Consider the following 25,930-nt stretch of genomic DNA (forward strand, 5'->3'; position numbering starts at 1 on the left):
CTAGGAGTTTTGGTTGATATTTCTTGGGTATTGAGAACCACATTGTCAATCAAATGTTATTGTTAATTTTGCTATATTGGAAGGCGATTTTAGTTTAAATTTAATTGAAATCAATGTAATATTGGTTTTATGAACCCCAATAATCCAGTTTTCATTTTTGATCGTAGAAGTGCACTCAAAACTTATAGTGCTTTAATTGGGGCTTTTTTTTGGGGCATCAAATCAGCAAGTGCTGATGATAAGATTATTAACGGACCTCGTTCTGCATTAATTATTGGGAATAGTAAATATCCTGATAGTCCTCTTTCAAACCCTGCAAATGATGCAACGGCTATTAGCAAAGAGTTGAACTTGCTAGGGTTTAATACTTCACTGTTGATGGATGCTAATTTAAAAAATTTAGCAACTGCCATTCAAAAATATACTGATCTCCTTAATAAAGAAAAATCTATTGGCCTTTTTTATTATGCTGGTCATGGTGTCCAATTAGGTTGGAGAAATTATTTAGTACCAGTTGATGCTGCAATTGACAAAGTGGATGATATTCCCAAACAAACATATGAGTTAAATGTGTTGCTCACGGAACTTAATAAAGCCAAAAATCTGATGAATATTATTATTTTGGATGCCTGTCGAGACAATCCGTTTGGCAAAAAATTACCTATTGAGCAAAGAGGTTTGAGTCAGTTCGATGCTCCACCAAATTCAGTACTCTGCTATGCCACAGCTCCAGGTAACGTAGCGAGCGATGGAACCAATGTGAATGGCTTGTTTACGGAAAATCTTCTGCGTGAAATGCGTAATCCATCTGCAAAGATTGAGGATGTCATGAAAAGGGTGAGATTAAATGTGCGATTGGCTTCAAATGGTCAGCAGATTCCTTGGGAAAGTACCTCCTTAGAGCAGGACTTCTATTTCAATGCAAAAGGAGTAGATCCGCAATTTATAGAGAAAGAGGTTAATGGCGTCTTAGCGAATCTAAAAGTGACTTCTCATCAAAATATTAATGCGGGTCACTTAACTCCGACAGAATCATCCCCAATAGTTGCACCCACAAAAATGATTGAGGCTCCGTCGATATTAACTGCCCCAACCATTGCAGTCGAAGATGTAAATAAAAAAGTAACAGAAGCAGAAAAAGATCGTCGATTTAAAGAGGAGCTTGCTTTGTGGGAAAAAGCTGCGGTCGACCCATCTCCTAAGTTGGTAGAGGAATATATCAGAAAATATCCCAATGGAGACTTTTCTCAATTGGCACAAGTACGGCTAGATCAATTGCTAGCTAAGGGTGGCGAGAAAAAGGTGCAAGTAATCAGCTCAGTTAATAATCCTTTTTCCAAGGGAAGTGCCTCAGTAGTTGATTCTTATACTCTTGGGGATAGTTATTCTTTCGAAGTAAAAGATTTGCTTACTAAAGTGATTCAAAATTCATTTACGGATGTGGTTTCGGAAATAAGTGATGACAAAATCATTTTTAATCAAGGAGAGCGAATTATTGATTTACTTGGCAATGAACTGAAGTCCAGAAATATTCGTTTTTTATCACCGGCACAGTTTTACCCTGAGATATTTGAAGTCGGAAAGAAATGGACTACTAGGTTCAAATGGCTCATGGACAATGGTCAACCTACTGATATAGTGACAGATTTTATTATTAAAAAAAGATTTGAATATCAATCCAAACTTGGGGTGTTTAATGCGTTTGAAGTAGAAGGTTGGGGTTATACCACTCAGGGGGGGCGGTTATTAATGAAATATCTGGTTGATCCTGATAAATGCGCGCAACCTTTAGTGTTTGACCGTATCATGAGGGGTTTTAATGGACAAGTGCTTGGTGCTGCCAATCGTGAACTGGTTGCTTTTTCACAGCAAAAAGTGAGGATGAATTAGACAGTATTAATTTTTTTGGCTTTTCATTCCGCGTTTTTTAAACCATAATAATCATAATGTGTTGTGTCTTATTCTATAAAAAGTAGAAAAATGAATCCCATAAAGTTAGCTTTAATTTTTTTTAATTGTTTTTTGTTCAGCACAACAATATCAGCTGCCCAATTGATAAGCCTAAATGAAGCAGCCCTTCCCCCAGCAACCAATATTACCGCTACGAGGGGTATATCACGAGGACCGGTTGTGAAACTTGAATTTCCTAATGCGGATGCTCAAGTAGTTGCTCCTTTTGACTTGAAGGTACGCTTTGAGGCAAGAGGTGAAGCTAAAATCGATTTAGATTCAGTCAAAGTATTGTATTTGAAATCACCTTTTGTCGATTTAACCCCACGATTAAAAAATGCAATTTCAGCGAATGGAATTGATTTTGTCAAAGCAGAAGTACCTCCTGGTAGTCATTTAATTCGAATATCTGTAAAAGATTCTGAAGGGCGAGAAACTAATTTACTTCTAACTTTGGTTGTAGCTAAATAATGAATTGTCCGTATTGTCTATCTGAGGTTGCTGAAGGGGCAGTAGTTTGTAAAGTTTGTACTCGTGATCTTTATCTCTTTAAGCCAATGATGGTTAAGCTTTCAGAATTAGAGTCTCAAATAGCAGAACTTATAAATCAAGAAAAAAATGATAAGCGAATCACTGAGCTTGAGGCTTTAATTGAAGAGTATGAAATTAAAAGTTATAACAGTAGGGGTATGAAAGGAACAATCCTTGATGTACTATTATTTTTGGTAATTCCATTAATGCTCTTGATTGGTGCTCATGACATCATCACAGTTGTTTATGATACTAAGATGGTTTATTTGAGAATTCTTTCGATGTTGCTTCCGTTGCCATTCGGATATGTCTTATTTAGCACGAGACGGCGGAATATATGGACTTGGTTTTTGGGAGCAGTATTTTTAGCTGTTTCTGCTGTGATAGGGATGTGTTGGATAACTAGCCTCGTTGATCAATCGCCGGTTCTGCCGCAGAATCTATTTGAGTGGCGCGAGGTCCTCGAGTATGCCGCAAGTATTGCATTTAGTTTTCTAACTGGAATGTTGATTGGTGGAATGATTTATAACCAACAGCACCCAAAAAGATCTGCCCAAGTTGAACCATTAATAAAATTCTTAACGGGTATATTTGGTATCGGTGAGTTATCACCAGAATCACTTCACCATCTCATGAAGAAGCTTAATGAGTATGGAGGGACTTTAGTTGCATTAGGTACCACATCAATATCGATATATACAGGTTTAAAGCATATTCTCTAATTTAGAGAGTTTAGGAGCAATGATCAAAATGACATTCAATTTACCTAAAACTCATTTCCAATTTAGATTTTTGCAAGCCTAACTTTAGAAATTGTCATGATACTTTTGACGTGTAAGTATTTTTCTAAGACAGAATTTATGCTTTGCAGTCGATCAGCTTAAGCACCATCAACTTGTATTCCTCGTTCTTTTACCAACTTCTTCCATTTGTTTAAATCTTTATCAATGTAAGCTGTAAATTGTTGAGGTGTCATTGGCATTACATTTAGTGTCTCTGCTTCAAACTTGGCCATGATTTGAGGGTCTTTGAGAATACGATTAATGTGACCATTTAAGTTATTCACAATTTCAGCAGGGATGCCTGCTGGTCCAGATATGCCATACCATTGCAAACTTGAAAATTCAGACATACCAATTTCTGTAAAAGTTGGTACGCTCTGGATTTGAGGCATGCGAACTTGAGAAGTGACAGCAAAGGGTTTTAAACGATTACCTTTAATGAACTGTAAAGCAGCGATGAGACCCGGAAAGGCCACATCAACCCGACCTGCCATGACATCCACTAAAGCAGGGCCAATTCCTCTGTAAGGAGCATGTAAGAAAGGAATTCCCGTGGCAACACTTAGTTCCTCAACTAGCAGATGAGACGAAGTACCCGGCCCAGCGGAACCATAACTGATGGGTCTACCTTTCTTTTTCAACTCGGCAAATAATGCCTCAATCGATTCGAGCTTACTTAATTCTGGACCGACCACAAAAACATTCGGCGACCCACCAACCATTGCTATATGGTTAAAGTCTTTCATGGAGTCATAAGGTAGATTTCTAATTGCTGGATTAGTACCATGGGTACTAATGTTGACCACCATGAAGGTCTGACCGTCAGGATTTGCTCTAGAAGTGGCAAGACTGGCGATGGTGCCTCCTCCGCCGCCAATATTCTCTGAGATAAATGAAGTGCCTGTGGCTTGAGAAAGTTTATCAGCCATTGTCCGGGCGATTAAATCCAATCCACCGCCTGGTTGTGCTGGAATAATTAATTTGATTGGCTTGGCGCTTGGCCACGCATCTTTAGCAAATGATTTCTCACTAGCTATGAAGGAAGAACCAATAGACGCAATTACCAATTGCAATAAGGTTCTTCTGTTCTTAGAAATAGTTGGCATTTTATATCCCCAAGCTTTTCAAATTTTTATTAAGCCAATACTTTTCCGTGTACGCCAGCTGCTAGAGTTTCAGCTTCCCAACGCTTCATAGGAACTACTTCAGCTACTGGTCCACCTGGTGATCTAAACTTCACTGGTAAATGACCTGGCTCCGTTAAGATTTCGCCACCACTATCTTTTACACCTTGAATAAAGGCATCTAAATCTTCAACTTCCATACCAATGTGATGAATACATGGTGCAGGTCCTGCAAAATTTGCTTCATCAGAATCATCAGACTCATAATGAATCAAGGTTAAATCCATATAACCATCTGTCATGTGACAGGAAATATGGTCACCATGCTTACCCTTGCGTAATACTGTATTTACGTGCTTGTATTGGAAGACGCTTTCATAAAACTTCTTTGATTCTTCAATATCGATGACGCGCATGGCGATATGTTTAATCATATTTGGCATAGTTGTTTCCTTTTAAAAATAGTTAGTCATGTTCAATCATATTAATCATATATATGATTAAAATATTGTCAAGTAGTATTTTCAATTAAAATTGCAAAAGTTCTACCTCACTAAAGGAACGTTTTACATGAATAAACGCGGCAGTTTGGATCAACCTCTCTACAACACGGTAAGAAGCCTCATTCTGATAAAACTTAGAAATGGCGAGTGGAAGCCAGGAGAAAAAATTCCGACCGAGCCGGAGTTAGCAAAATTATTTTCAGTGAGTGTGGGGACGGTTAGAAAAGCGGTAGAAGACTTAGTAGCAGAACAAGTACTAATCAGACGAGCAAGAATTGGAACCACTGTTTCGACGCATGAAAAACAAAACCAATTTAGTACTTTCTTTAACTTTTCTAATCGATCGAATAGCGAAATGCAGATCGAGCCAAAGCTCCTTTCCTTCAAGAAAATAGTGGCAAATAAGGAGATTGGTAACGCTTTAGGTGTTGAGGTGGGTGAAGCATTGTTTGAGATAGATAACTTGAGGCTCATTGATGGCAAGCCTACGATGTTTGATCGTATTTGGTTGCCGCAAAAGAAATTTTTGAAGCTCACTAAAAATGAGTTTGAAAACAGACCAGGTTCTATTTATTCACTCTATCAATCGCAGTTTATGATGACGATTGTGCGGATTAATGAACAAGTCGAGGCAATGCAAGCTCCTGAATTTGTGAGATTAGAATTAGGTCTTAAAAAAACTGATCCAGTGCTGAAGATTAGCCGCTATGCATATACTTACGGCGATGAAGTGGTTGAGTTTCGTAATCGCTACGTGAACACTTTAATTAGTGTTTATCAAAATGAAATCGGGCTCAGAGAGTAATAGTAAAGTAACGATTTATTCCTCTGATTTCAGGGGGTGCATCATTACCGTCAAAGTTGAGTAAAAATCTTTTTTATAGCTACATGCTATTCAAAAGCCCTTTTAATACAGTAGAGTATTTTTTATGAAAAAATTACAATCATTCTTTTTGATCATCAGTTTTACTTTTATCGGAAGTACATCAGCGCAATCAGTATTTGAAGGCTACTTTTTACAAGGGGCAATTGGGTATACCAACGTTGGATCTTCATTTAATCAAACGAGTACTCTGTTAAATCAGACTGGTGTTTATCCACAAAATTTTTCAACGGATAATTTATCGGTATTCACTGGGAATATTGGTGGTGGTTATAACTTTAGAGTCGATCCAAAATGGTTATTAGGTTTGAGTATCGATTTTATGCCGACGACCTCTGGCTCGGCGAATAGTAAAGTCACAACAAATTTGCCAGGTATTGCTGTGCCAAATTCACTAATTGGCTCTTATCAAATGAAGAATCCTCTTAATCTTTCGGTGATGCCTGGTTATGAGTTATCAAGTACTCAACTGATTTATGGAAAAATTGCTTTATCAATAGCATCATTAATCTATAGTGATCAAATTACTCCCCCTACGAGTGTCCTTGTTGGCGGTTACACTTTGGGAGTGGGCTATAAGCAAGCTTTAGAAAATCATTTGTATGTTTTTGCAGAAGGGTTGTATACCAATTTCGTTGACTATACTGCAAATATCAATGGGCCATATGCAGGTATTGCCAGTACCAGTATTAACGTAAAAGCTTTAGGATTTTCTGCTTTAGTTGGTATTGGATATCGTTTTTAAGGTGTAAGAGAAGATGTAATATGGTCTTGTAACTTATTACTAAAAACGATCAGTTGAGATTTTTTTTTATGGTCTTGACTAAATTAACTTCATAATCATCAATCATTTTTTTGAAGTATTTATAAATGTCTTCAATGTTGACATTTAAATGGATGCTAGAAAATCCTTCATCATTTTTATCAAGTGGTATGATTCCGGTCACAACACTTTTAAAACGCTCTGGATCTCTATCTCTTATGGGTTGGTAAGCATTGATTGCTGTGATAATTTGCTCAATTGTGTAGCCGAAGTCTCTGGTTAATATCATTAAGTCGTAAATGTCACGAGACTTAATGCGATCGTAAACAACGATACTTTTCATCACAAAAAGACCATCTACACCAAGGATGTTGAAGCCTTGATTGGAGACGCTGAGTTTGGGTGTGGACTGTAAAAAAGCAATCTGTTGTTTCGGTCTATCATTTTCACTGCGAGAGTGAAACGTAACTTTTGCACCGTCAATCAAATAGTCTTGAATGTATTTGTCTAAATTATCTGAGTGATTGATTTTGAATTGTGATTTTTGTGCTGGCGTTATCAGACTTTCAATTTTTGCACCATGAGCTTCCAAATCATTTAAGACTTCGTCGATCGCTTTTATAGGTAAGACTTGACCAAAAATATTGAAGTCTAAATCTTCGCTACTTCTATGACCGATTTGGAGGGCTAGTGCAGTTTCTCCTATGAGGGTGAAATCTGCTAGACGAGCATCTTCTTTGAGTCGAGCAAAGTTTTTTTGTGTTGATATTGGCAAGAATTCAAGCATTAGCATAAACTTTACCTTTTACGAGGCTAAGACTATTGAAGCCCTTACTAATATTCTTTAGCATTCTCGCCACACTCGCAGTTGTCATTGGATCCAACGGGTGTTGTTGGAACACTCTCTTGACTTTCGCAACACCATAGTAGTAACAGAGTCGAACTACATCTTCGAACTTATGTTTTTCCAACACTTTAGTAATGAGAGCATGATCGTTAATTTGCGTACTTGACCAATCGTAGGCTCCAGATAGGCCAATCTTGATTGATTTTCTTGGTTCGTTGCTATGCGAAATGGCAACTCGTAACCATTCAGGGATGATTGATGCATAACGATCTATCTCTTCTTGTGACCAATCTGCGGTAGCATTCTTTATTTGAATCGTGTTGAGATGCTTCTCGCCTCGGTTCCATAAGTCTAACAACACTAGACCTTTTGCGGTTTGAGAAAGTTTTATTTTTCGAGGACTCATGCGACGAAACTCTACCTGATAATCACCGGAAATAACAGTACGAGACTGCCCGGAAGTTGGTACTACAACACTTATTGATAAAGATGATTTTGGAACTATTGAACCTATTCGTTCGCCGGTTTTTTTCTGAACAGCAAGCGCTATAGAATTTAAGTCAATATCACCGGTAACGCCATATAAACCTCTTGTAATTCGCACTATTTCATGGGCATTCACCATCCGATAAAGTGTTTGGTCGACAGATGCACGGGTCCCAACTGAAAGGAAATCAGCGCTAGAGAAGACTACCCCTTTAGGCAATTCTGCAATCCTAGAACGAATCTTGTTTGAAGTGCTCATGTTAGAAATTTTGCACGTTTTTCTAACAATGTCAATTGTTTGATAATCAGCGCATTCTGCGCTTATTTTTCAGTGAGATCTAGAACAAAAATCTAGACAATCCCTCGATAAGATCCACCATCAACTTGAATATTTTGACCACTAATAAATGAGGCTTGTTTACTGCATAAATAGGCGCAAATATCGCCAAACTCCTCAGTTGTTCCAAAACGTTTGGCAGCAATACTGAGTGCAATTTTGGCCCGTGCTTCATCAAAACTAATATTATCGATTTTCGCTTGCCGCTCGGTCATTTGTATTTGACGACCCGTATCAATCCGCTCAGGTAATAGATTGTTGATGGTGACATTATCAACGGCAACATCCCTTGAGATGGCTTTACAAACCGCGGTGAGGGCGGTTCTCGCGGAAGTAGATAAGCCTTGATGGGAGAGGGGGGACTTGACCATCGCGGAAGTTATATTGATGATACGGCCAAACTTTCTTTCTTGCATCCCTGCTAAAACACCACGAATCATCAGTACCGGAGCAAGCATATTCGATTCGAATGCTTTGAGGTAGTCTTCGCGTCCCCAGTCTAAAAATTTACCAGGAGTAGGGCCGGCATTATTGGTCACGAGGATATCTGCATCAGGACAAGCATTTAACAATAATTTTCTGCCTTCTTCAGTAGTGATGTCAGCTACCACACCATGAACCTGATTGCCGGTAATATTTTTAATTTCTTCAACGGTAGCTAATACAGTTGCTTCATTACGACCATTGATAAAAACCTCTACCCCCTCTTTCGATAATGACAGGGCACAAGCTTTACCAAGTCCTTTTGATGATGCACAAATAATTGCTTTTTTACCGGTGATGCCTAGATCCATTTTTATCTCCAGATTTACTCATTCAAAGTAACATTTTTTAAAACTGCCTCAATTCTTTTCGACTCCGATTTTACAAACTTATCAAAATCACTCGGGTTACGTCCATCTGGTCTAAATCCAGAAGTTGTTAAAAATTCATTCATTTCTGGATCTTGCAGGACATTTTTAATTTCTTGGGCGATTTGTTGAATAATGGGTTGAGGTGTTTTCGCTGGGGCGAACCATCCTAGCCATGTTCCTGCAATATTCAATTCTTTTAAACCAGATTCTTGCATCGTTGGGAGATTCGGAAAATCTGGCGACCGTTGAGAGTCCGTAAATGCAACGGGTCGCACCTTTCCGGTGGCAATGAAAGAATGCACAATGGTGGGGGGTAAGATCATGAAATCAACTTCACCAGATGCCACAGCAAGTAATGCGGGGGATGTTCCTTTGTAGGGAATATGCAGGGCATTTAAACCTGTATATTCAGTAAATTGCGCAGAGGCCAAATGTAAGGCATTCCCAACCCCAGGTGAGGAATAGGAAATCTTATTCGTTTTCGCGTAGTTAATAAATTCCTGTAGATTTTTCACTGGTAAGGCAGCGTTCACTACCATGACATAACCAGTGCCCATCGCAAGGTTCGTAATAGGGGCAAAATCTTTAAATACATCGTAGCCTAATTTTTTATTTAAAAGGGGGTTGATGATAAAGGCGGGCGTTGTATGTAATAAGGTGTAACCATCTGCCGGTGATCTAGCCACAAATGCAGTGGCAATAGCACCATTTGCCCCAGGTTTATTTTCCACCACAATCGTGGTTTTTAAGCGCTTCTCAAGTTTTTGAGCCATGGTCCGCGCGGTTGTATCGGACGTACCACCAGCCTCAAAGGGCACAATCAAGCGGATTGGCTTGTTGGGATAGGTCTCCGCAGTCAAGCCAATTGCTGATATTAAAAAACTTGCAAGAAATAAATAGCTCTTACCGAATTTTAGAAAAACTTTCATTGATGGCGTTCTATCTTAGCGATGGATACTTTTTAAGAAATGTTCCACCATTTCAGTACGGGTACAGACCCAGACATCAGGAGCTTGCGTAGCAATTTCTAAAATGCGGTGAAATGCACCAGCCCCTGCTGGTCTGCCAAATACATGCGCATGCACAGTTGGATCAATTTTTATTGCACGAGTTTCCCACTGGCGAACATATTCAAGCCAATCCTCGAAAATTTCCACCATGACACGGGGTGGTTGGCCGTGGCGCATGAACATCGGTAAATCGTTCACTTCCATGGTACCTGGTACTGCGACAATCGACGTTTCTCCAAAATCAACCAAGTAGGGTAAGTCATCATTTAAGGTGTCGCTGTGCCACATATACCCCTCTTGTGCCAATAATCTCGCAGTACGCACACTTGGCGTACTTCTCGGGCTAATCCATCCTTTGGGCTTGGCACCAATGACATTGGCGATTAAATCGGTAGTGCGTTTAATGTTGTCTAACTCTTGTTTTTCATCTAAGAGGGCGGGAATAACATCCATCGCATAAGAGTGAGCAACGATATCATGTCCTAGGCTTGCGATATGCTTCACTTCCTCTGGATAGCGTTCTGCCATGATGCCGCAAACTAAAATAGAAGCTTTCACGTGGTGGCGTTCAAAAATTTCAAGAACTCGCTCTACGCCACGGCGATGACCATACTCTGCCCAACCAACCGCATTTAGGTCAGGTACGCCACCTTTGAGGGGGTTACCCATTGGTCCAATTCCAGGCCAAGCCCCATCAGACCACCATTCATAGGCCATCCGGAATACAACGCCCATCTTTTTATTGCCGGGCCACATAAAGTCAGCTGGAGGATGGATTTCTTTACCGCCAGCATGAATATCAAAAGGGTGTGACATTTACATCTCCATTTATAGTTTGTTTTAATCTAATCTTTTGTGGCTCCAAGCCACGGTTGATCAACGACGTCAAAGATGACTTTGTCAGGACCAATAAATTTATTTTCTGAATAGCCAAGCGTATTTTTCGGTCGCTTTTCAAAGCAATTTGCACCCATGGACTCTAAGTCTTGCGTTACTCCATCCAAGTCATCTACTACAAAGCCTAAGTGATGGATGCCTCGAAAATCAATCCCGTGACCTTGATCCCAGCCAAAGTGCAAAATGGCGAGACTTATCGTGCCATCACTTAAAAAAACACCGTAGGATGTCTCTGGATTAGAAAATTCTTTTCGGCCAACCTCAGTGAATGCAAATGCTTTTTTATAAAATTCCGCTGTTTCAAAGGGATTTTCTGCGGCAATTGCGATATGTCTCAGCTTGGCCATGTTTCTTTACTTACAGAGGTCCTAGCGTCGTTGATTCATCCTCAATTGTATTTCTGAGGATACCAATTTGTTCAATTTCTACCTCGGCAATGTCACCAGGTTTCATGAAAATTGGCGGGGTTCTAGCAAAGCCTACGCCACCCATAGTGCCTGAAGCAATAATGTCGCCAGGCTGTAATGTGGTCCATTCGGTGATGTATTCAATAATCGCTTGAATTGAATGAATCATTTGTGAAGTATTGGCTTTTTGCATCACTTGACCATTGAGCCTCATTTCGATATTCAGATTCATTGGATCAGCAATTTCATCCGCAGTAACTAACCAAGGACCAATTGCGCCGGTTTGTTCAAAGTTTTTACCCGGATTAATTTGACTGGAGTGACGCTGATAATCTCTTAAACAGGCTTCGTTCATACAGCTGTAACCAAAGATGTAGTCTAAGGTTTTATCTTTCGGCACATATCGGCCCGTCGGTTTACCAATCACGATTAACATCTCGGCTTCCCAGTCCAACATTTGTGAAACCTTCGGACGCATAATGGGACGGAGGTGTCCAGTTAAAGACTCTGGCCAGCGGGCAAAGATCATGGCACGGTCTGGTGCTTTACGATTGCCAATCGCGCGATTCGCTTCATCCACATGGTCGTGATAATTCAGGCCAGCACAAAAGATTTTTCCTGGGTTTGGTACTACTGGCAACAGATGTAAACCATCGTAATCAAAATCACCGTCAGACTCTTTGATCATTGACTCAGCAACGGCTTGACCATTACCCGCAATAAAACTAATAATATCTGGGTACAGACCGCCTAAGCGAACGCTTAAATCAATGACGCGTTGACCTTTTAAAACACCGTAGTGCGCTTTACCTGCATGTAAGAATGATACTAACTTCATGGATGATTTCCTTGTTTGTAAAAATAGATTAAGTGGTTGGATTAAATGGCGTTGATACGGTTGGTCATGGCTTTACGCCAAGTGTCTTGGTCAGTAAAGGTGGGGTTATCTCGAATTAATTCTTCCGTAAAGGCATAAATGGCTTCATCTGTTTGCGACAAGTCGAAAGGTTTACCATGGGGTTGGGCCACATGCCATGGTGTATCCAGATAGATTTCCAAGCCGTTACCCTCAGGATCAAATGAGTAGATAGACCATGCATTGCCATGGGTGATTGGCGTAATATTCGTAATACCTTGCTCGATCAGTCTTTTTTCAATACGACGTAAATCGTTTAGTTCCTCGACAATAAAGGACATCTGAAACACCACGCTAGGACCACTGGCAGGGTCTTTGCCATCAATCAATACCAGTTGATGATGGGCATCATCGCTACCACTCATAAAGCTAATATTGCGATTTCCCAGTCTAGGAACTTGACCTCTATCGGTCACGATTAAATCAAACACCGAGGTATAAAATTTTTCCATTTTCTCTAGATCATCGACATACAGACCTAAATGTTTAATTTGTGGAATTTTGGCCATACTAGTCTACTTTCATATTGACAGATTTTGCGATAACCGAGTACTTAGCGATATCCGATTTAATTTTTTCAGTGAAGTCACTGGCTTTGAGTGGTAGAGAGTTACAACCTAATTTGCTTAAGTTCGTTTGTAATGTGTCTGTATTAGCCGTCTCATTTACTGCTTTATAGTACGCCTCTAAAATATGGCTAGGAGTATTAGCCGAGGCTGCTAAACCATACCAAAAGCTTTCGTTAAAATCAGGCAAGCCACCTTCCATAAAGGTCGGAATGTTGGGTATCTGGGGCATGCGTTGCGCAGTAGTGACACCTAGTGCTTTGAGTCTACCTGACTGAATATGAGGAATGATGGTTGCTGGGGTACTGATATAAATCATCGAATCTTGGCCACTTAAAATATGAGCAATCACCGGAGCTTCACCTTTAAACGGGATATGGGACATTTTTACGCCTGCTTTGGTATTGACCATTTCAAGGAGCATATGGGAAAAAGAACCATTACCTCCGGAAGAGCCAAAAACACTTTTTGAATCTTTCTTTAATGCAGTAATTAACTCACCCATCGTATTGGCTGGCACTTTGGAACTAGCAATCATCACGAGAGGTACTTCACAAACAGAGCCCAAGGGTTTCAAGTCTCTTAAAGGACTATAGGAAATCTTTTCATAAACGGCCGGGTTAATTGCCATCACAGAGGTAAAAACTAAAATTAAGTTATAACCGTCCGCTGGGGAATTCATTAGTACATCGACACCCAGCCCACCGTTGATCCCAGGACGGTTATCAACAATAACCGGTTGGCCAATTTTTTCGGATAGAGCTTGGCCAATCGTTCTGCCAATAGCATCTGCTCCGCCACCAGCTACTTGGGGAATAATTAATCGAACAGGTTTGTTAGGTACCCATGAGCTCGTTTGGGCAAAACAGTGAAGTTGCAATAGCCCAAGGAAAAATAGAACAACTATTTTAAAGTGCATATTTTTGTCTCGTAATTTGTTATGTAATTTTATTTATTATGATACAAATTTTTTTTCAATAGGAAATTGTTTTGACCGGCGAAGTTTAAGATTGCCTAATGGACCATGAAGTTAGTACTTTCCCTAGGTTTAGTTTGATCCTGATGATGCTATTGAATCCTACCGAGAGTGCGCTAATTAACGGATCGATAAAGACCTCTTCTAGTTCTGGGTACATCTTGAAAACTTGCCATGAATGCTTCGGTTGAGATGGCTGGATAAACTACTTCAGAGAGTCGAATGGTTTCATTGACCAATATCCCTTTTTCAAAGCGAAGAGTCTGATAGGTCTTGTAGGCGTTTTTCATTCCTTGACCAATGCCATCATCAAGACCGAAATGAATCTCGCCAGTAAACCAATCAGCAAATAATCTTCTATTCACAGTTTGTGGGAAGATCGCTTTTAAATTGGCCTTCATCGCCATTGGTTCCCAAACAATATCAAACGAAAGTTCATCTGCTTCCCCCTGTAGATTGATTACACGTCGTTCACGAAGCGCAGTGGGGTGCTTGATGTAGGCTTCTAGCTTGATTAAAAATAATTTCTTTTTTTGAATGCTCCAACTCCCGTTATATCCTCTCCAGCACATACTGGTAACGGCTAAAAATTCAGGCGCATGAGGGTGACTCGCGAGTGGTTCATCATGACTAAATAACTGCTTGCCTTGGTAGAGAAATTTTTCAGATGTTTGGAATGTCATTGAAAGCTCCAGCTTAGTTGAGGTTTTTTTACTCCTATAACTAGCCTAGCATATTGCTATTCCACATTATGAAATAGTCAAAGATAGTTCAACGCAATTTCAATTTTGTAACTCATTCATCCATTCTGAAACTGAGGTTTTTAAAAACTGCTCATCATTGATCATCCATTCGAGCACTTGATTTCTCCGTTCATCCGACCAAACAGGACTGGTTAGGATATGAAATTTATCGATGATGGCTTTTGCTGCACGGTCACGATGAATGGGATCACCTAGTGGAAAGTCAACTTGCATCAATTCCGAAAGAGTGCCATCGACTAATTCAATTTGCATGGCATTCGCACAACTCCGAATCGTAATATCGTGATGATGTTGACTAAAAATGGGGTTTTCAATCAGAACCATTTTGTCTCGTAAAGCATCAATCCATGGATTACTTGCTGTCTCATCTAAATAATCATCAAGTGTTAGTTGACCTTTTAAGAGCCCAATGGCAACGATATATTGCATGCAGTGATCACGGGCAGCTCTGGTTGTCAAAGGACCCTGTTTATCGGTGCGTCGAATTGCCTCATCATGTGAATAAATCGTAATCTTTTTTACTTGATCAAAACGATGGTTGAGCCATGGGTATAGTTGAATCGCTGCTTCCAAGGCGGTAGAAACATTTCTCTGACATGGGTAAAACTTAAAGATAATATTTTCAAGGACAAAGCTGCCTAGGGTCTCGGCGATTGTGATTGGCTTGCCATCTAAAAATACTTTTTCAAAGCCCCATTTGGGATCACTGAGGGGAGTTTGGTAGCCGGGCTCATCCTTAATGGAATTCAATGCATGCCATAAGCCTCTGCTCGCAGCATCTGCTCCAGCCCAACTTTTTCGCGGTCCCGCATTAGGGACGTGACGGTAGGCATTCAATGTACCGCCGTCCATAAAGACATTGCCAAGAGTCGCTAAGGCCATTTCTTTTGAACCACCAAGGAGCTTAGTAACAACCACTGAGGAGGCGATCTTTACACCAATGACATGATCAAGCGCCACAATAGGTTGGTCAAATTTATTCGCAAACGAAATCATCCCCTGAATTTCATAGGATTGAATAATGGCATGCAGAACCTCTTGCATGGTCAGCTCTGCTAAATCGGTGTTAACTAGTTGTTGGCTTCTCACATAGGCGGCTGATAAGATGGCACCAATGGCATCAGATGGGTGACCACCAGCGAAGGAAGTATCGTTAAAGTCCATCCAACGAATCATTGCACTCATATCAAAGGCCGCTTTGATGGGGTCGAGCCGATAGTTGGTGCCAAATACTGGTACACCATTTGGCACAATCGTACCCTGCACATAAGGACCTAATAGTCTTAAACAATCCGCTTCATTGAAAGAGGCTAAGGCGCAAGAAAGAGAATCCCACAAACATAATTTAGCGACTTTATAAGCTTGGTTCGAAAAGGGCTTTTCTGAATAAACGTAATCTACGATAGTGGTTAAGAGTGGATCAGATTTCATAGGATTCATTACTTGTTCATTCGTTATGGTGGTGATTACTCAATGGAAGCATGAGCAAGTTTGACTAACTTTTCCCATTTAATAGATTCTTCACTAATAAATTTACTAAACTCTTGAGGTTTCATTGGCATCGCAATGGCACCTTGTGCAGTTAACTTTTCCTTGACGATGGGAGAGACTAATGCATCCATCATGGATTTACTTAATTGTTGAATGATTTCTGGGGGGGTATTCGCTGGTGCAAATAATCCGTTCCAATTAATCACTTCAAATTGAGGAAAACCTTGCTCAGCAATGGTGGGTACATTCGGCAGGGATGGGTCACGAACTTTACCCGTCGTTGCGAGCGGAAATACTTTACCCGCTCTAATAAATGGTAAGGCTGAAGGAATCGCACTAAAGTAAAAATCGACTTGACCAGAGGCGATTGCTAACAACGCCGGACCACCGCCCTTAAATGGGACGTGAAGCCATTTCGAGCCCAGTAGATCGTTCAGCCAAGCACCGGCTAAATGTGTTGAGCTACCGTTGCCGGCAGATGCATAAGTCAAGTTACTGAATTCTTTTTTACTCTGAGCCATAAAAGAGGCGAACGTATTTGATTTTAGGCCAGGCTGAACAACTAGAACATTCGGAAAAATGGTAGCCAAACTAATCGCAATCAAGTTTTTCTGCGAGTCGTAATTGAGGTTTTTATACAGGTGTTGATTAATGGCGATCGGCGCAACATTTCCCCACAGCAATGTATAACCATCCGGACTCGACTTGGTGACTACCTCTGAGCCACGACTACCGCCAACTCCTCCTAGATTTTCAACAATGATCGTTTGGCCTAGTGTTTTTTGCATTTCACTAGCGACAATTCTCGCAGTAATATCTGAGCTACCACCCGGTTCAAATGGGACGACTAAGCGGATCGTTTTATTCGGATAATTGGATGCTGAGCTAATCAGAGCAAAGAACGTGAGGCAAAGAGTCAGGAGTGACAAAACTCTTTTTAAAGTGAAACAATTGCACATCGGTAGTCTATCTCCATCGCTTAATTTTTTTTATATTTCAATTCTCATCATAAATGAGTTAAGATTTATATCAATTAAAAAAATTATTTAGAGACATGCATGCATTTGTAGAGAGGTTTTCTTTTTCGAATGGTATGAAGTTCGGGTCATATTTTTGGCTCGTGCTTTCTTTTTGTCTCAGTATCTCTGTAAATGCACAAACTGGCGTTAATAATCTGAATGTTCCGAACTCGGGCGTTATTAAAATAATTGTTCCCTATCCACCTGGTGGAGGCACTGATATTATTGCGAGAGCAATTAGTCAGAAAGTTGGTGAACTCTTACAACAGCCCGTAGTGGTAGAAAACCGTAATGGTGCTAATGGTTCAATTGGCTCTGCCTTCGTGGCAAAAGCGGCTGGTGATGGTTTTACATTACTCGTTGTACCGGCAGGTTTTTCAGCCAATCCCTCCATCTACCCGAACTTACCCTTTGATCAAAAGAAGGATTTAACCGGGGTAACAATGCTTGCGTCGGGCCCTCTGGTTTTGGTGGTGAACCCGAACGTAAAAGTGAAGAACACACGTGAATTAATCAGTCTGGTCAAATCTAAACCTGATCAGTTCAACTATGCTTCTGCAGGGATGGGTTCTTTACCTCACCTCACAGCAGAACTTTTTAATTTAGAAGCTGGTACCAAAATGGTCCATATTCCTTATAAGGGAGCTGGTCCTGCGGTGATTGATTTAATGGGTGGCATTGTCCCCGTCTATTTTATGAACATCCTGCAAGCCAAGCCATTAATTGCTGAAGGCTCGATTCGTGCACTTGCTGTGACGAGTCCACAGCGATCAAGTATTGATCCAGAATTACCCTCTATCGCCGAGGAATTACCAGGTTTCGATATGATGAATTGGTATGGGGTATTGGCACCTGCATCAACGTCTAAAGAGCTTTTAGATAAAGTCAATCAAGCGGTTGTCGTAGCGTTAAACACACCGAAAGTCAAAGAGAAACTAAATCAAGAGGGCATGACTGTCGTGGGAAATAAACCCAATGACTTTAATACGTTCTTGAAAAAAGAGATGGACAAATATAGCCGTATCGTCAAGCAAGCAGGATTGTGATAATTTTAAAGTGGAGAATCAGTGAATGAGTGATCAGCAAGAACCAAAATATGATGTGGTTTGGCCAATATCTAAACGTGCCGTAAAAAAGACACTGGCCGCAAAACGTATCCCAGATTTAAATGGCAAAGTGATTGTTGAGTTATGGGATGTGATTTTTCGTGGCGAAGTGATTTACCCACTTGTTCGTGAATATATTAAAAAAAGATTTCCCAATGTACAGTTTGTCCCTTATACCGAAATTGGTAATTTTCATGGTGCTCGTGAACATCAAGTGACGGCCACGATTGCGGATAAATTAAAACATTTCAAAGCCGACGCTGCCATTGTCGGCATTGGTGCCTGAGGTAGCTGTACTCCCGCCGTGTTGCGGGCAGCAGCTTTGATTGAGAAATTAGGAATACCAACTGCATCCATCATTGGTTCTGGCTTTTTAAAACAGGCTGAGGTGGTTTCTAAAGGTCTTGGTGTCCCTTTAGCGATTGGCGTTTATCCAGGTGCGCCGATGGTGGATAGTGAAGCAGAATTAATCCGTAAGGTGGAAGAGTCTTTAGCCCCTGGTTTGTTAGAGGGGCTGATTGGTAAGATTCAAACTTTAGACAATGAAGAAGAGCAACCAGATATCAAAAAAGTGGTTTTTTCTGGCACCTTAGATGAAGTGCAAGATTACTTTTATCAAAAGATGTGGACCGATGGCTTACCAATTATTCCGCCAACGAAACATCGGGTTGAGTCATTCTTGGCCTTTACGGATCGCTCTCCCGAAGAAGTGATTGCGGTCTTGCCTCAAGAGGGTAGGGAAGCTTCGATTGAGTCAATTGCGGTAACGGGTGTGATGTCAGGTTGTAAACCAGAATATATGCCAATCTTGATTGCCATTATTGAGGCCATGAGCGATCCGGTTTTCAGAATTCAAGATTGTGGATCTACGCCTGGTTGGGAGCCGGTTGTCATTTTAGGTGGTCCAATTATTAAGGATCTCGACTTTAATTTTGGCCAGGGAATGATGCGTTTTGGTAGAAAATCCAATACTAGTATTGGTCGTTTTGTCAGAATGTACCTCCGCAATATTTGCGGCTATCGGATTCCTCCGGGAGCTGGTGATAAAGGTAGTATTGGGCAAAGCTTTTTGGTCGCAATGGCAGAAGATGAAGACAGTGCTCGTGAATTCGGTTGGCCGACCTATGCTCAGGATCGTGGCTTTGATGCAAGCGAAAATATTGTGACGGTGCATAGCGTAGTGAGTATTTCATCACCGATTTATAGTGCTGGTGATCGAGCCATTGACCATGTGCAACAATGGGCTGATTTAGTGGGTAGTAGTTTCACTTACTGGGCTCACACCGGCTTTAAAACAGGCATGTGGAATCCATTAATTGTCTCTAGTCCTAGTGTGGCGAAAGTCATTGCTAAAGAATGGACGAAGGATCAGGTCAGACAATATTTATATGATCACATCAAAGTCACAGCGCAAAAGATTACGCATTACGCAAAGATGACAAGTACTCCAACCTTTAGTTTGAAAAATTTGGTAGAAGGCGGGATCTTACCCGAGGAATACTATCAATCGGATGATCCTGAACGACTACTGAATGTGATTATTCATCCTAGTATGGTCGAAATTATTGTGGCTGGTGATCCTGGTCGTAATCAATCAAGAGCGTATATGGGCAATCATATTCAAGGACCGCCAACAAGTAGGAAAATCAACTTACCTGCAACTTGGCCAAATCCTAAAAAACAGGCTGACTAATGATTGACGAGGGGGAACCGTTCGTGAATTGCCGAAGCTAGGGAGATAACGGTGTGTGCCTGGTCCACCACACACCAACAGTTGCATCCCTTTAGGTTTTTTAGAAATTGGTATTAGCGAGTCTGTATTGAGTTCACCTCATTCGCGACTACGAGAGTGTATCGCTCTGATGAAATCATGCGGCGCCATTTTAAATTTCTGGCATCTTACTGAGCTGCCAGAGTTTTTTCTGGATTTGTAATATGCAGTACCCAGTGTGCTCTTGGATTTTAGTATGCTCTGGATCAATTATGAGCCAATTTACCACCATGGTTCTATTTATTACTGGGTGGCTGAGTCATCCTCTTTGTAAAAACTTGTAAGACTTGTATCTTTTCCGCCATAAATAGAGTATGGTGTAAATAAGGTCAGAGCCGATAACTGTTACGGCTCTTGATTTTTTCAATCCAGCGTAACAGTCGTCCTCTCTAGCGAATTAGAGTAGGTAGTATTCCTCCTTCAAATTAACGAGTTATTACAACTAAATTGAGCGTTGTTTCATTAACAACTGCATTCTTTTGGATATTTTTTTGTTGTTTTAACTAAATTAGTAAATTCAATTTTGTATTACATGCCATCTGTTAATCTCTATTTCATGAGCGATTGATTGCGGTATGCGAAAGATATTAATTCTGTGGGAGCTTATCGATATTCTTTTCTGGAGAAAGTCATCCGTTTAGTATTTTTCCTCGTCTTATTTTTATTTTCGACATTAGTAACAAGTCAGACTTCTAATAATCTTGATTCAACTGGTCCATCAGCTATCAATACAACTGTAGGTGGAGGGCAATCAAATTTATTAGGGACCAATATTGGTTCTCAGCAGAACGCAACGACTGTCACTGGTGGTTATGGAAATGTGAATACAAATATTCCAGGAAAAACTACATCAGAGGTTATTTCTGTTCCTACGATGTATGCCCCTGGATTAACTGCTTCAGGCAGTGATGTTTGTCTAGGCTCAATTTCGGCATCCGGCTCGATTCTCGGACTTGGTCTTGCTGGTGGTAAGACGTATGTTGATGAAAATTGTGTTTTATTAAAAAATAGTCAGCGCATGGCTGCCTTAGGTTTTGGCAATGCGGCAGTAGTCATGATGCTACAAAATCCAGATGTTGAAAGAGCCATTAGAACCTCGAGCCCATCAGTTTATTTGCAAGTTGCTAAAGATCGATTAGGGAACTTACAGGCAGAATTTGAAGATGCCATTGAAATGGGTGAATCCACTTTTGAGCTTCAAGAAAAACTAAAAATAGCTACCAAGGAATTACGTATTATCGTTCGCCGTGTGCAAAATTCTCCAGGCTTACCGGAGAAAGCAGTTGAAATACCATCAATCATCTCGAATGATAAGGTTCTACCAAAACTTGATCCGAGAGATACTTTTAATCACTAAGGAAATATCAAATGAACAAGCTAATTTTAATATCACTATTATCCATCTCAACTTCTGTGATAGCTGTTACGCCTACAGCATTTACATTTGTAGCACCAGCATCGGTTGCCGTTGCTCCCGTAGTAACAAATTTACTTGGTGTCGTTAATGCATTTAAAGCGGTAGGAACCGCCTTTGCATTAAATGATCCCACTGCTACTGCTTTGTTAGATCAAGCCGCGCAGAATTTAACTCTTTCAATTGACCTTAAAAATTTGAATACGTCATCCATCAATGCCCCGACTTACAACAGTTCAACTGGACAGATTACTTGGATAAATAATTTTACAAGCGCTGTTTCATCCGCAAATAGTTGGGTACAAGTCGATTCAGCTAATTATGATTTAGCAGCCATGGCTTTACGCGATGCTGGAGGAAACTTTGCAATCACTGCAATTATGACGGGAAGCTCTGGTATGAATCGTCTGCTATCCGCAATTGATGGCACAACCCGTGTAGTAAATGGTATTGATTACATTCCTGATAGTTCTTTTAATGCACTTGCAAATAGCTTTAATACTGCGCTAACCTTGAACGAAAAGATGACTTATTTAACGAATGCTTCTAGTGCCTTGACTTCAATTCAAGCCCAAGCCTTGGCTCTTGATGTTGCAGGAGCAGTTGCAGTAACCACTCTAAACAGCATAGTATTGCCAGCTGCAAATAAAAGCGCTGTATCTTATGCTGACTTGAATGCTCTTTTACTTTATAACTCCTTGCAGTAATCTTGTTGTTGGCATCAGTGATTGCACCAGAAAAATTAATAATGCATGATTTATGAAAAACTTTTAAAAAGAGTGGAGATTAGTTTTCAACGAGACGGGAGACAGCCCGCGAGTTACCGAAGCTAGGAAGATAAACGGTGTGTGTGCCTGGTCCGCCGCACACCAACAGTTGAATCTCTTCAGGTTTTTTAGAAATCGGTAGCAGCGAGTCAGTGTTCAGTGCACCCAATTCAGCACTGCGAGAATGTATTGCTCTAACAAAGTCACGCTGTGCCATCTCAAATCCTGGCATCTTGCTGAGCTCCCAAAGTTTTTCTTGTATTTGTAATTTACTATATCCTTTGCGCACTAAAATTTCTGCATGCTCCGGTCCAACGATGAGCCATGGTTCACCGCCGTGGGTATATTCATTGCTAGGTGGGTGAATCATGGTTTTGGCAAATACCTGTATGAGTTCATCCGCATCTTTTGCGTGCGAATTCATATTCATGGTTCCTTCGATGGCTACGACCGTCACTGAAGTTTGCGTCTTATCAAAACCTCTTGCTTCATGAAAAGATCCCCAAGGCGTTTGATCGGCATTTTCCATACAACAAAAGGTGTATCGACCTGGTTGTCCGTGGGTAGAGCGGTCCATTTCACCTGGTAACGCACCACCGAGGTTTCTAAGAATTAAGCGGATAGCTCGACCAACGGTTGCATTCGCTGCGTTGCCTTCACCTAAACAATTGAGGCCCATATTAAATCGGTTTTCATGCGCGATTGCCCCACTGACAATCACCCAAATTGCAACTGGATTGGTGGTTGGTTGTAGTGCTGATAAATTAAATATTGGATCTGCCATTGCCTCGGTGGCGGCAATGATAATCGGTAAATCTTTGGGTTTACAGCCGGCCATCACGGCGTTGACTGCAATCAATTCAATCGTGGCATCGCCATATCCAGGTGGCAGATGAGTGACAACCTGATCTTTTAAGGGTAATAAAGATCCCAGCATCTTGTTGATACGTTCCTGGGTTGGCGGAATGATGGGTAAACCATCTCCCCAATGATTCGCAGAATAGTAATCATTGATGAGTTCTAAATCATCTTCCAAATCAATTTTTGGGGACTGGGGGGATTGCATGCGTTGTTCCAAATTGTAAGTAGTGTTCGATTTGTTGCAAACAGTCTTGCGCTATTTCTTTAATCTCTTCTTTTGTTTTTAAACCGAAAGGATGTGGTACTTCTAAGATCGGCAAAGCTGGAACGCCTAAAGCCTTCGCTTGCGATCGACCTAATTTGATAAATGTAGACGAGCAAAGTGCCATGCCCAATTTACCTTGTTTCGCAACAACTATACTGTCCTGGAGACTCCACGACGTACAGGACCCTCAGTCCCCTGAGCCCGCAATAATTAGGTCACACTCCTCAATCATTCTCTTTAGCATTTCAGCAGGTGCTGGAAGGGATGCTGCGTTCTTTCTTTCGCGAATGACTTTTTTTACACCTAAGCGAGTCAATAGTAAAGTTTCTAATTCATCCGCTAAAAAGTTAAAGTTAGGTTTGGAATTATCAATAAAGCCAACTGTTTGAATTTGGTGTTCATAGGCTTTATTTTCCAGTGGAGTCGACGATTCTTTTTTGCTGGCTGTAGGGTTAAACAAGGTAACAGTCTTTGTCATTTCAGGTCCTAATTGATTAGTCTATTTGAATTTTTGCATAGGCGATCGTTTTAGTCCATCGATCGATTTCTGCACGAATAAATTGATCCGTCGCACTGGGTGATAAATTCAAAATATCAATCCCTTGCTCCTTAAAGGTTTTGATGGTTTCCGGTTGTTGTAAGGCCTTAGTAGCCCCCTCTAAAATCACTTGCTGGATGGCTAATGGGACTTTTGCTTGCACCATTAGGGCGTACCATAAAGAGGCTTGATAATCCGGATAACCACTTTCAGCAATGGTTGGTAAATCCGGCGCAATCGCCGAACGTTTTGGACTCGTCATGGCCAGTGCTTGTAATTTGCCACTTTTAACAAAAGGTAGAACTGGAATGGGACTTGTACAAAGTAATTGAATTTGCCCACTTAGTAAATCATTTAATGCGGGACCAGTTCCTTTGTAAGGCGTATGAATTAAATCAATACCCGCCATAAATTTAAATAGTTCCACCGCTAAATGCCCACCAGAGCCAGGACCAGCAGAGCCATAATAAATAGGCATCGTATTCGCTTTGGCAACCAACTCTTGAATAGTTTTTACTTTCAACGAAGGGTGGGCTACCCAAATAAGTGGCGTACTGCCGACTAAGGTAATTGGGGCAAAGTCTTTGATCGTGTCATATGGGAGTGGACGTTTAAAACCGGGATTAATGCCATGGGTTGTGCTGGCAAAAAATAACGTATAGCCATCGGGCTTAGCTTTGGCAGCAGCGTCTGTGGCAATCATTTGCGCACCACCACTTTTGTTATCAATAATGATGGGCTGTTTTAGAGCCTCACCTAATGAGGGAGAAAACAGACGCGCAATAATATCTCCCGCACCTCCTGGAGGATAGGGGACGATGAGATGGATTGGAAAACGATGTTTAAAAACTTCTTGCGCAAAAGTCCTCATACTAAGGATAGGAAAGGAAATAGCCGCAAAAATACATTTAGTAAAAGATCTTTTATCTAAATTCATAGGATTCGTACTTGTCTCGTTATTTTTTGATTTCTAGTCAAGCTAGTTTATGTTTCTACTAGTGTATCTCCAAATTGACTGAAATTGCATTTCGTTTTAATGTATACAATTGTACACATTAATGATTGTATGAAATTTAGAAACTAAAACGAGATAAAGAGACAGGTTTTATATGATGAGCGAGACATTAGATGTGGTGGTGATTGGTGAAGGGGTTGCGGGCTTGAGCGTGACCTTGGAACTGGCAAAAAAGGGTTTACGAGTTGCCGTTTTCGAAGGGTATACCTTTGGTGGGTTAGTGCTGACCATTACTCAATTAGATCCTCATCCACAAGGTGAATTGTCTTCTGGGGCTGATTTTTCTTCCAATTTTTTGATGGAAATCATGGACTTGGAAGTCGAGCGCTATGCTGAGTTTGTCACTAGTATTGAACCAGCGGCGACAGGTTACCTCGTACGCAGTGACACGATGGAACTCAATACAAAGCATGTGGTAATTGCCAGTGGAGCAAAGTTAAAGTCTTTGGGAATCCCTGGCGAAATAGAGTTTGAAGGTCGTGGGGTCTCACATTGTGCTGATTGTGATGGAGCCTTTTTTATCGGTAGTAATGTGGTCGTGATTGGTGGGGGAGATTCCGCTATGCAAGAAGCATTAATTCTTGCCGAATATGCCAAGCAGGTCACCATGCTCATCCGTGGTAATACGCTGGGTGGTAATGCTGTGTTGAGAAGCAAAGTCTTAGCTACAGAAAATATTGAGCAACACTATCAAACGACGGTTGTAGAAATATTAGGGGATCAAGGTGTTCACTCAGTCATCACTCAATCCTCAATCGATCAATCCCAAACTACCTTAGTTTGCCAAGGCGTTTTCCCATTTATTGGTTTAGAGCCCAATACACAATTTCTGCCTAAAGACATTCAGTTGGATAGCCAAGGGCGTGTCTGGACCAACGATCAGTTATCTACTTCCTTGCCAAACATATGGGCCATTGGTGCAGTACGAGGTGGAAATGGGCTGTTATCTGATGCATTAGAAGATGCTAGGCGTGTTTGTAATAATATTATTATTCAATAAAAACAATAGTTTAAATAAAATTAAATGAACATTACATACAGTTGTATACAATTGTATGTAATTATTATTTTAAGCAACTGGAGACAC

General features: G+C 40.8%; 27 protein-coding genes and 1 pseudogene. 11 read left to right on the plus strand and 17 right to left on the minus strand.

The window, feature by feature from the left end; all coding sequences use genetic code 11:
- The first annotated feature begins 129 nt into the window (after window positions 1–129).
- The 3 genes from B8983_RS02655 (at window position 130) to B8983_RS02665 (ending at window position 3,203) form a co-directional block, all read left to right on the plus strand.
- Window positions 130–1,890: a caspase family protein gene (locus B8983_RS02655; RefSeq protein WP_084282411.1), complete on the plus strand. Its 1,761-nt coding sequence runs from the start codon at window positions 130–132 to the stop codon at window positions 1,888–1,890.
- A gap of 240 nt (window positions 1,891–2,130) precedes the next feature.
- Window positions 2,131–2,421, plus strand: a complete 291-nt coding sequence (locus B8983_RS02660; RefSeq protein WP_143736072.1) for a hypothetical protein — start codon at window positions 2,131–2,133, stop codon at window positions 2,419–2,421.
- 86 nt (window positions 2,422–2,507) lie between these two features.
- Window positions 2,508–3,203, plus strand: a complete 696-nt coding sequence (locus B8983_RS02665; protein WP_143736073.1) for a hypothetical protein — start codon at window positions 2,508–2,510, stop codon at window positions 3,201–3,203.
- Window positions 3,204–3,361: 158 nt separating this feature from the next.
- On the opposite strand, the gene B8983_RS02670 is transcribed toward B8983_RS02665, so the two are convergent.
- Together B8983_RS02670 and B8983_RS02675 are read right to left on the minus strand one after the other, a co-directional pair.
- Complete coding sequence (locus B8983_RS02670; RefSeq protein ID WP_084282417.1) at window positions 3,362–4,369, minus strand: Bug family tripartite tricarboxylate transporter substrate binding protein; 1,008 nt, start codon at window positions 4,367–4,369, stop codon at window positions 3,362–3,364.
- 29 nt (window positions 4,370–4,398) lie between these two features.
- Entirely contained in the window at window positions 4,399–4,830 is a 432-nt protein-coding gene (locus B8983_RS02675) for a VOC family protein (protein ID WP_084282419.1), read from the minus strand.
- 127 nt (window positions 4,831–4,957) lie between these two features.
- Between B8983_RS02675 and B8983_RS02680 the strand changes: the two genes are divergently transcribed.
- Window positions 4,958–5,695, plus strand: coding sequence for a GntR family transcriptional regulator (locus B8983_RS02680; protein WP_084282421.1), 738 nt, complete (start codon window positions 4,958–4,960; stop codon window positions 5,693–5,695).
- A gap of 124 nt (window positions 5,696–5,819) precedes the next feature.
- Window positions 5,820–6,518 carry an outer membrane protein gene (locus tag B8983_RS02685; protein ID WP_084282423.1) on the plus strand — a complete coding sequence of 233 codons (699 nt, stop codon included), beginning with the start codon at window positions 5,820–5,822 and terminating at the stop codon, window positions 6,516–6,518.
- Between the two features lie 49 nt (window positions 6,519–6,567).
- On the opposite strand, the gene B8983_RS02690 is transcribed toward B8983_RS02685, so the two are convergent.
- From B8983_RS02690 to B8983_RS02745, 12 genes are all read right to left on the minus strand, one after another.
- Window positions 6,568–7,329, minus strand: coding sequence for a nucleotidyl transferase AbiEii/AbiGii toxin family protein (locus B8983_RS02690; protein ID WP_084282425.1), 762 nt, complete (start codon window positions 7,327–7,329; stop codon window positions 6,568–6,570).
- The gene (locus B8983_RS02695; protein ID WP_084282426.1) at window positions 7,316–8,128 is read right to left on the minus strand and encodes a DUF6088 family protein; all 813 of its coding nucleotides are present in this window, start codon (window positions 8,126–8,128) and stop codon (window positions 7,316–7,318) included. The genes B8983_RS02690 and B8983_RS02695 overlap by 14 nt, the downstream gene beginning before the upstream one ends.
- A 92-nt stretch (window positions 8,129–8,220) precedes the next feature.
- Window positions 8,221–9,000, minus strand: a complete 780-nt coding sequence (locus B8983_RS02700; RefSeq protein ID WP_084282428.1) for an SDR family oxidoreductase — start codon at window positions 8,998–9,000, stop codon at window positions 8,221–8,223.
- Between the two features lie 14 nt (window positions 9,001–9,014).
- Window positions 9,015–9,989 carry a Bug family tripartite tricarboxylate transporter substrate binding protein gene (locus B8983_RS02705; protein ID WP_084282430.1) on the minus strand — a complete coding sequence of 325 codons (975 nt, stop codon included), beginning with the start codon at window positions 9,987–9,989 and terminating at the stop codon, window positions 9,015–9,017.
- Between the two features lie 15 nt (window positions 9,990–10,004).
- Window positions 10,005–10,886 (minus strand): polysaccharide deacetylase family protein, encoded by an 882-nt coding sequence (locus B8983_RS02710; RefSeq protein ID WP_084282432.1) that lies wholly within the window; start codon window positions 10,884–10,886, stop codon window positions 10,005–10,007.
- A gap of 29 nt (window positions 10,887–10,915) precedes the next feature.
- Complete coding sequence (locus B8983_RS02715; protein WP_084282434.1) at window positions 10,916–11,314, minus strand: VOC family protein; 399 nt, start codon at window positions 11,312–11,314, stop codon at window positions 10,916–10,918.
- A gap of 10 nt (window positions 11,315–11,324) precedes the next feature.
- Entirely contained in the window at window positions 11,325–12,212 is an 888-nt protein-coding gene (locus B8983_RS02720; RefSeq protein ID WP_084282435.1) for a fumarylacetoacetate hydrolase family protein, read from the minus strand.
- A gap of 41 nt (window positions 12,213–12,253) precedes the next feature.
- Window positions 12,254–12,799, minus strand: a complete 546-nt coding sequence (locus tag B8983_RS02725) for a VOC family protein (protein WP_084282437.1) — start codon at window positions 12,797–12,799, stop codon at window positions 12,254–12,256.
- Window position 12,800: 1 nt separating this feature from the next.
- Window positions 12,801–13,775 (minus strand): Bug family tripartite tricarboxylate transporter substrate binding protein, encoded by a 975-nt coding sequence (locus tag B8983_RS02730; RefSeq protein WP_084282439.1) that lies wholly within the window; start codon window positions 13,773–13,775, stop codon window positions 12,801–12,803.
- A gap of 173 nt (window positions 13,776–13,948) precedes the next feature.
- Window positions 13,949–14,515, minus strand: coding sequence for a hypothetical protein (locus B8983_RS02735; protein ID WP_084282441.1), 567 nt, complete (start codon window positions 14,513–14,515; stop codon window positions 13,949–13,951).
- Between the two features lie 99 nt (window positions 14,516–14,614).
- Window positions 14,615–16,036: a 2-methylcitrate dehydratase gene (gene prpD / locus B8983_RS02740; RefSeq protein WP_084282443.1), complete on the minus strand. Its 1,422-nt coding sequence runs from the start codon at window positions 16,034–16,036 to the stop codon at window positions 14,615–14,617.
- Window positions 16,037–16,062: 26 nt separating this feature from the next.
- A complete protein-coding gene (locus B8983_RS02745; RefSeq protein WP_159460790.1) occupies window positions 16,063–17,016 on the minus strand; it encodes a Bug family tripartite tricarboxylate transporter substrate binding protein in 954 nt (317 codons plus the stop codon).
- A gap of 164 nt (window positions 17,017–17,180) precedes the next feature.
- On the opposite strand from B8983_RS02745, the gene B8983_RS02750 reads away from it, so the two are divergent.
- The 5 genes and pseudogenes from B8983_RS02750 to B8983_RS02770 all read left to right on the plus strand — a co-directional run bounded on the left by B8983_RS02750 (window position 17,181) and on the right by B8983_RS02770 (window position 22,104).
- Window positions 17,181–18,152 (plus strand): tripartite tricarboxylate transporter substrate binding protein, encoded by a 972-nt coding sequence (locus tag B8983_RS02750; protein ID WP_159460791.1) that lies wholly within the window; start codon window positions 17,181–17,183, stop codon window positions 18,150–18,152.
- A gap of 25 nt (window positions 18,153–18,177) precedes the next feature.
- A complete protein-coding gene (locus B8983_RS02755; protein ID WP_084282449.1) occupies window positions 18,178–18,498 on the plus strand; it encodes a hypothetical protein in 321 nt (106 codons plus the stop codon).
- A gap of 12 nt (window positions 18,499–18,510) precedes the next feature.
- Window positions 18,511–19,905 (plus strand): annotated as a pseudogene (locus tag B8983_RS02760) (hypothetical protein); the annotation flags it as partial.
- A 646-nt stretch (window positions 19,906–20,551) separates the two neighbouring features.
- On the plus strand, window positions 20,552–21,340 hold the full coding sequence (locus tag B8983_RS02765) for a hypothetical protein (RefSeq protein ID WP_084282452.1): 789 nt from the start codon (window positions 20,552–20,554) through the stop codon (window positions 21,338–21,340).
- Window positions 21,341–21,351: 11 nt separating this feature from the next.
- A complete protein-coding gene (locus B8983_RS02770) occupies window positions 21,352–22,104 on the plus strand; it encodes a hypothetical protein (protein WP_084282454.1) in 753 nt (250 codons plus the stop codon).
- Window positions 22,105–22,183: 79 nt separating this feature from the next.
- Here the strand turns inward: B8983_RS02770 and B8983_RS02775 are convergent, their stop codons facing one another.
- The 3 genes from B8983_RS02775 to B8983_RS02790 are packed head-to-tail and all read right to left on the minus strand — an operon-like array spanning window position 22,184 to window position 24,765.
- On the minus strand, window positions 22,184–23,230 hold the full coding sequence (locus B8983_RS02775; RefSeq protein ID WP_084282456.1) for a hypothetical protein: 1,047 nt from the start codon (window positions 23,228–23,230) through the stop codon (window positions 22,184–22,186).
- Complete coding sequence (locus B8983_RS14310) at window positions 23,202–23,768, minus strand: UGSC family (seleno)protein (RefSeq protein WP_273701414.1); 567 nt, start codon at window positions 23,766–23,768, stop codon at window positions 23,202–23,204. The genes B8983_RS02775 and B8983_RS14310 overlap by 29 nt, the downstream gene beginning before the upstream one ends.
- A 16-nt stretch (window positions 23,769–23,784) precedes the next feature.
- Window positions 23,785–24,765, minus strand: a complete 981-nt coding sequence (locus B8983_RS02790; protein WP_084282460.1) for a tripartite tricarboxylate transporter substrate binding protein — start codon at window positions 24,763–24,765, stop codon at window positions 23,785–23,787.
- 172 nt (window positions 24,766–24,937) lie between these two features.
- On the opposite strand from B8983_RS02790, the gene B8983_RS02795 reads away from it, so the two are divergent.
- Window positions 24,938–25,843, plus strand: a complete 906-nt coding sequence (locus B8983_RS02795) for an NAD(P)/FAD-dependent oxidoreductase (protein ID WP_084282462.1) — start codon at window positions 24,938–24,940, stop codon at window positions 25,841–25,843.
- Window positions 25,844–25,930: the final 87 nt, after the last annotated feature.

The sequence above is a fragment of the Polynucleobacter kasalickyi genome, from assembly GCF_900176405.1.
Classification (GTDB): Bacteria; Pseudomonadota; Gammaproteobacteria; order Burkholderiales; family Burkholderiaceae; genus Polynucleobacter; species Polynucleobacter kasalickyi.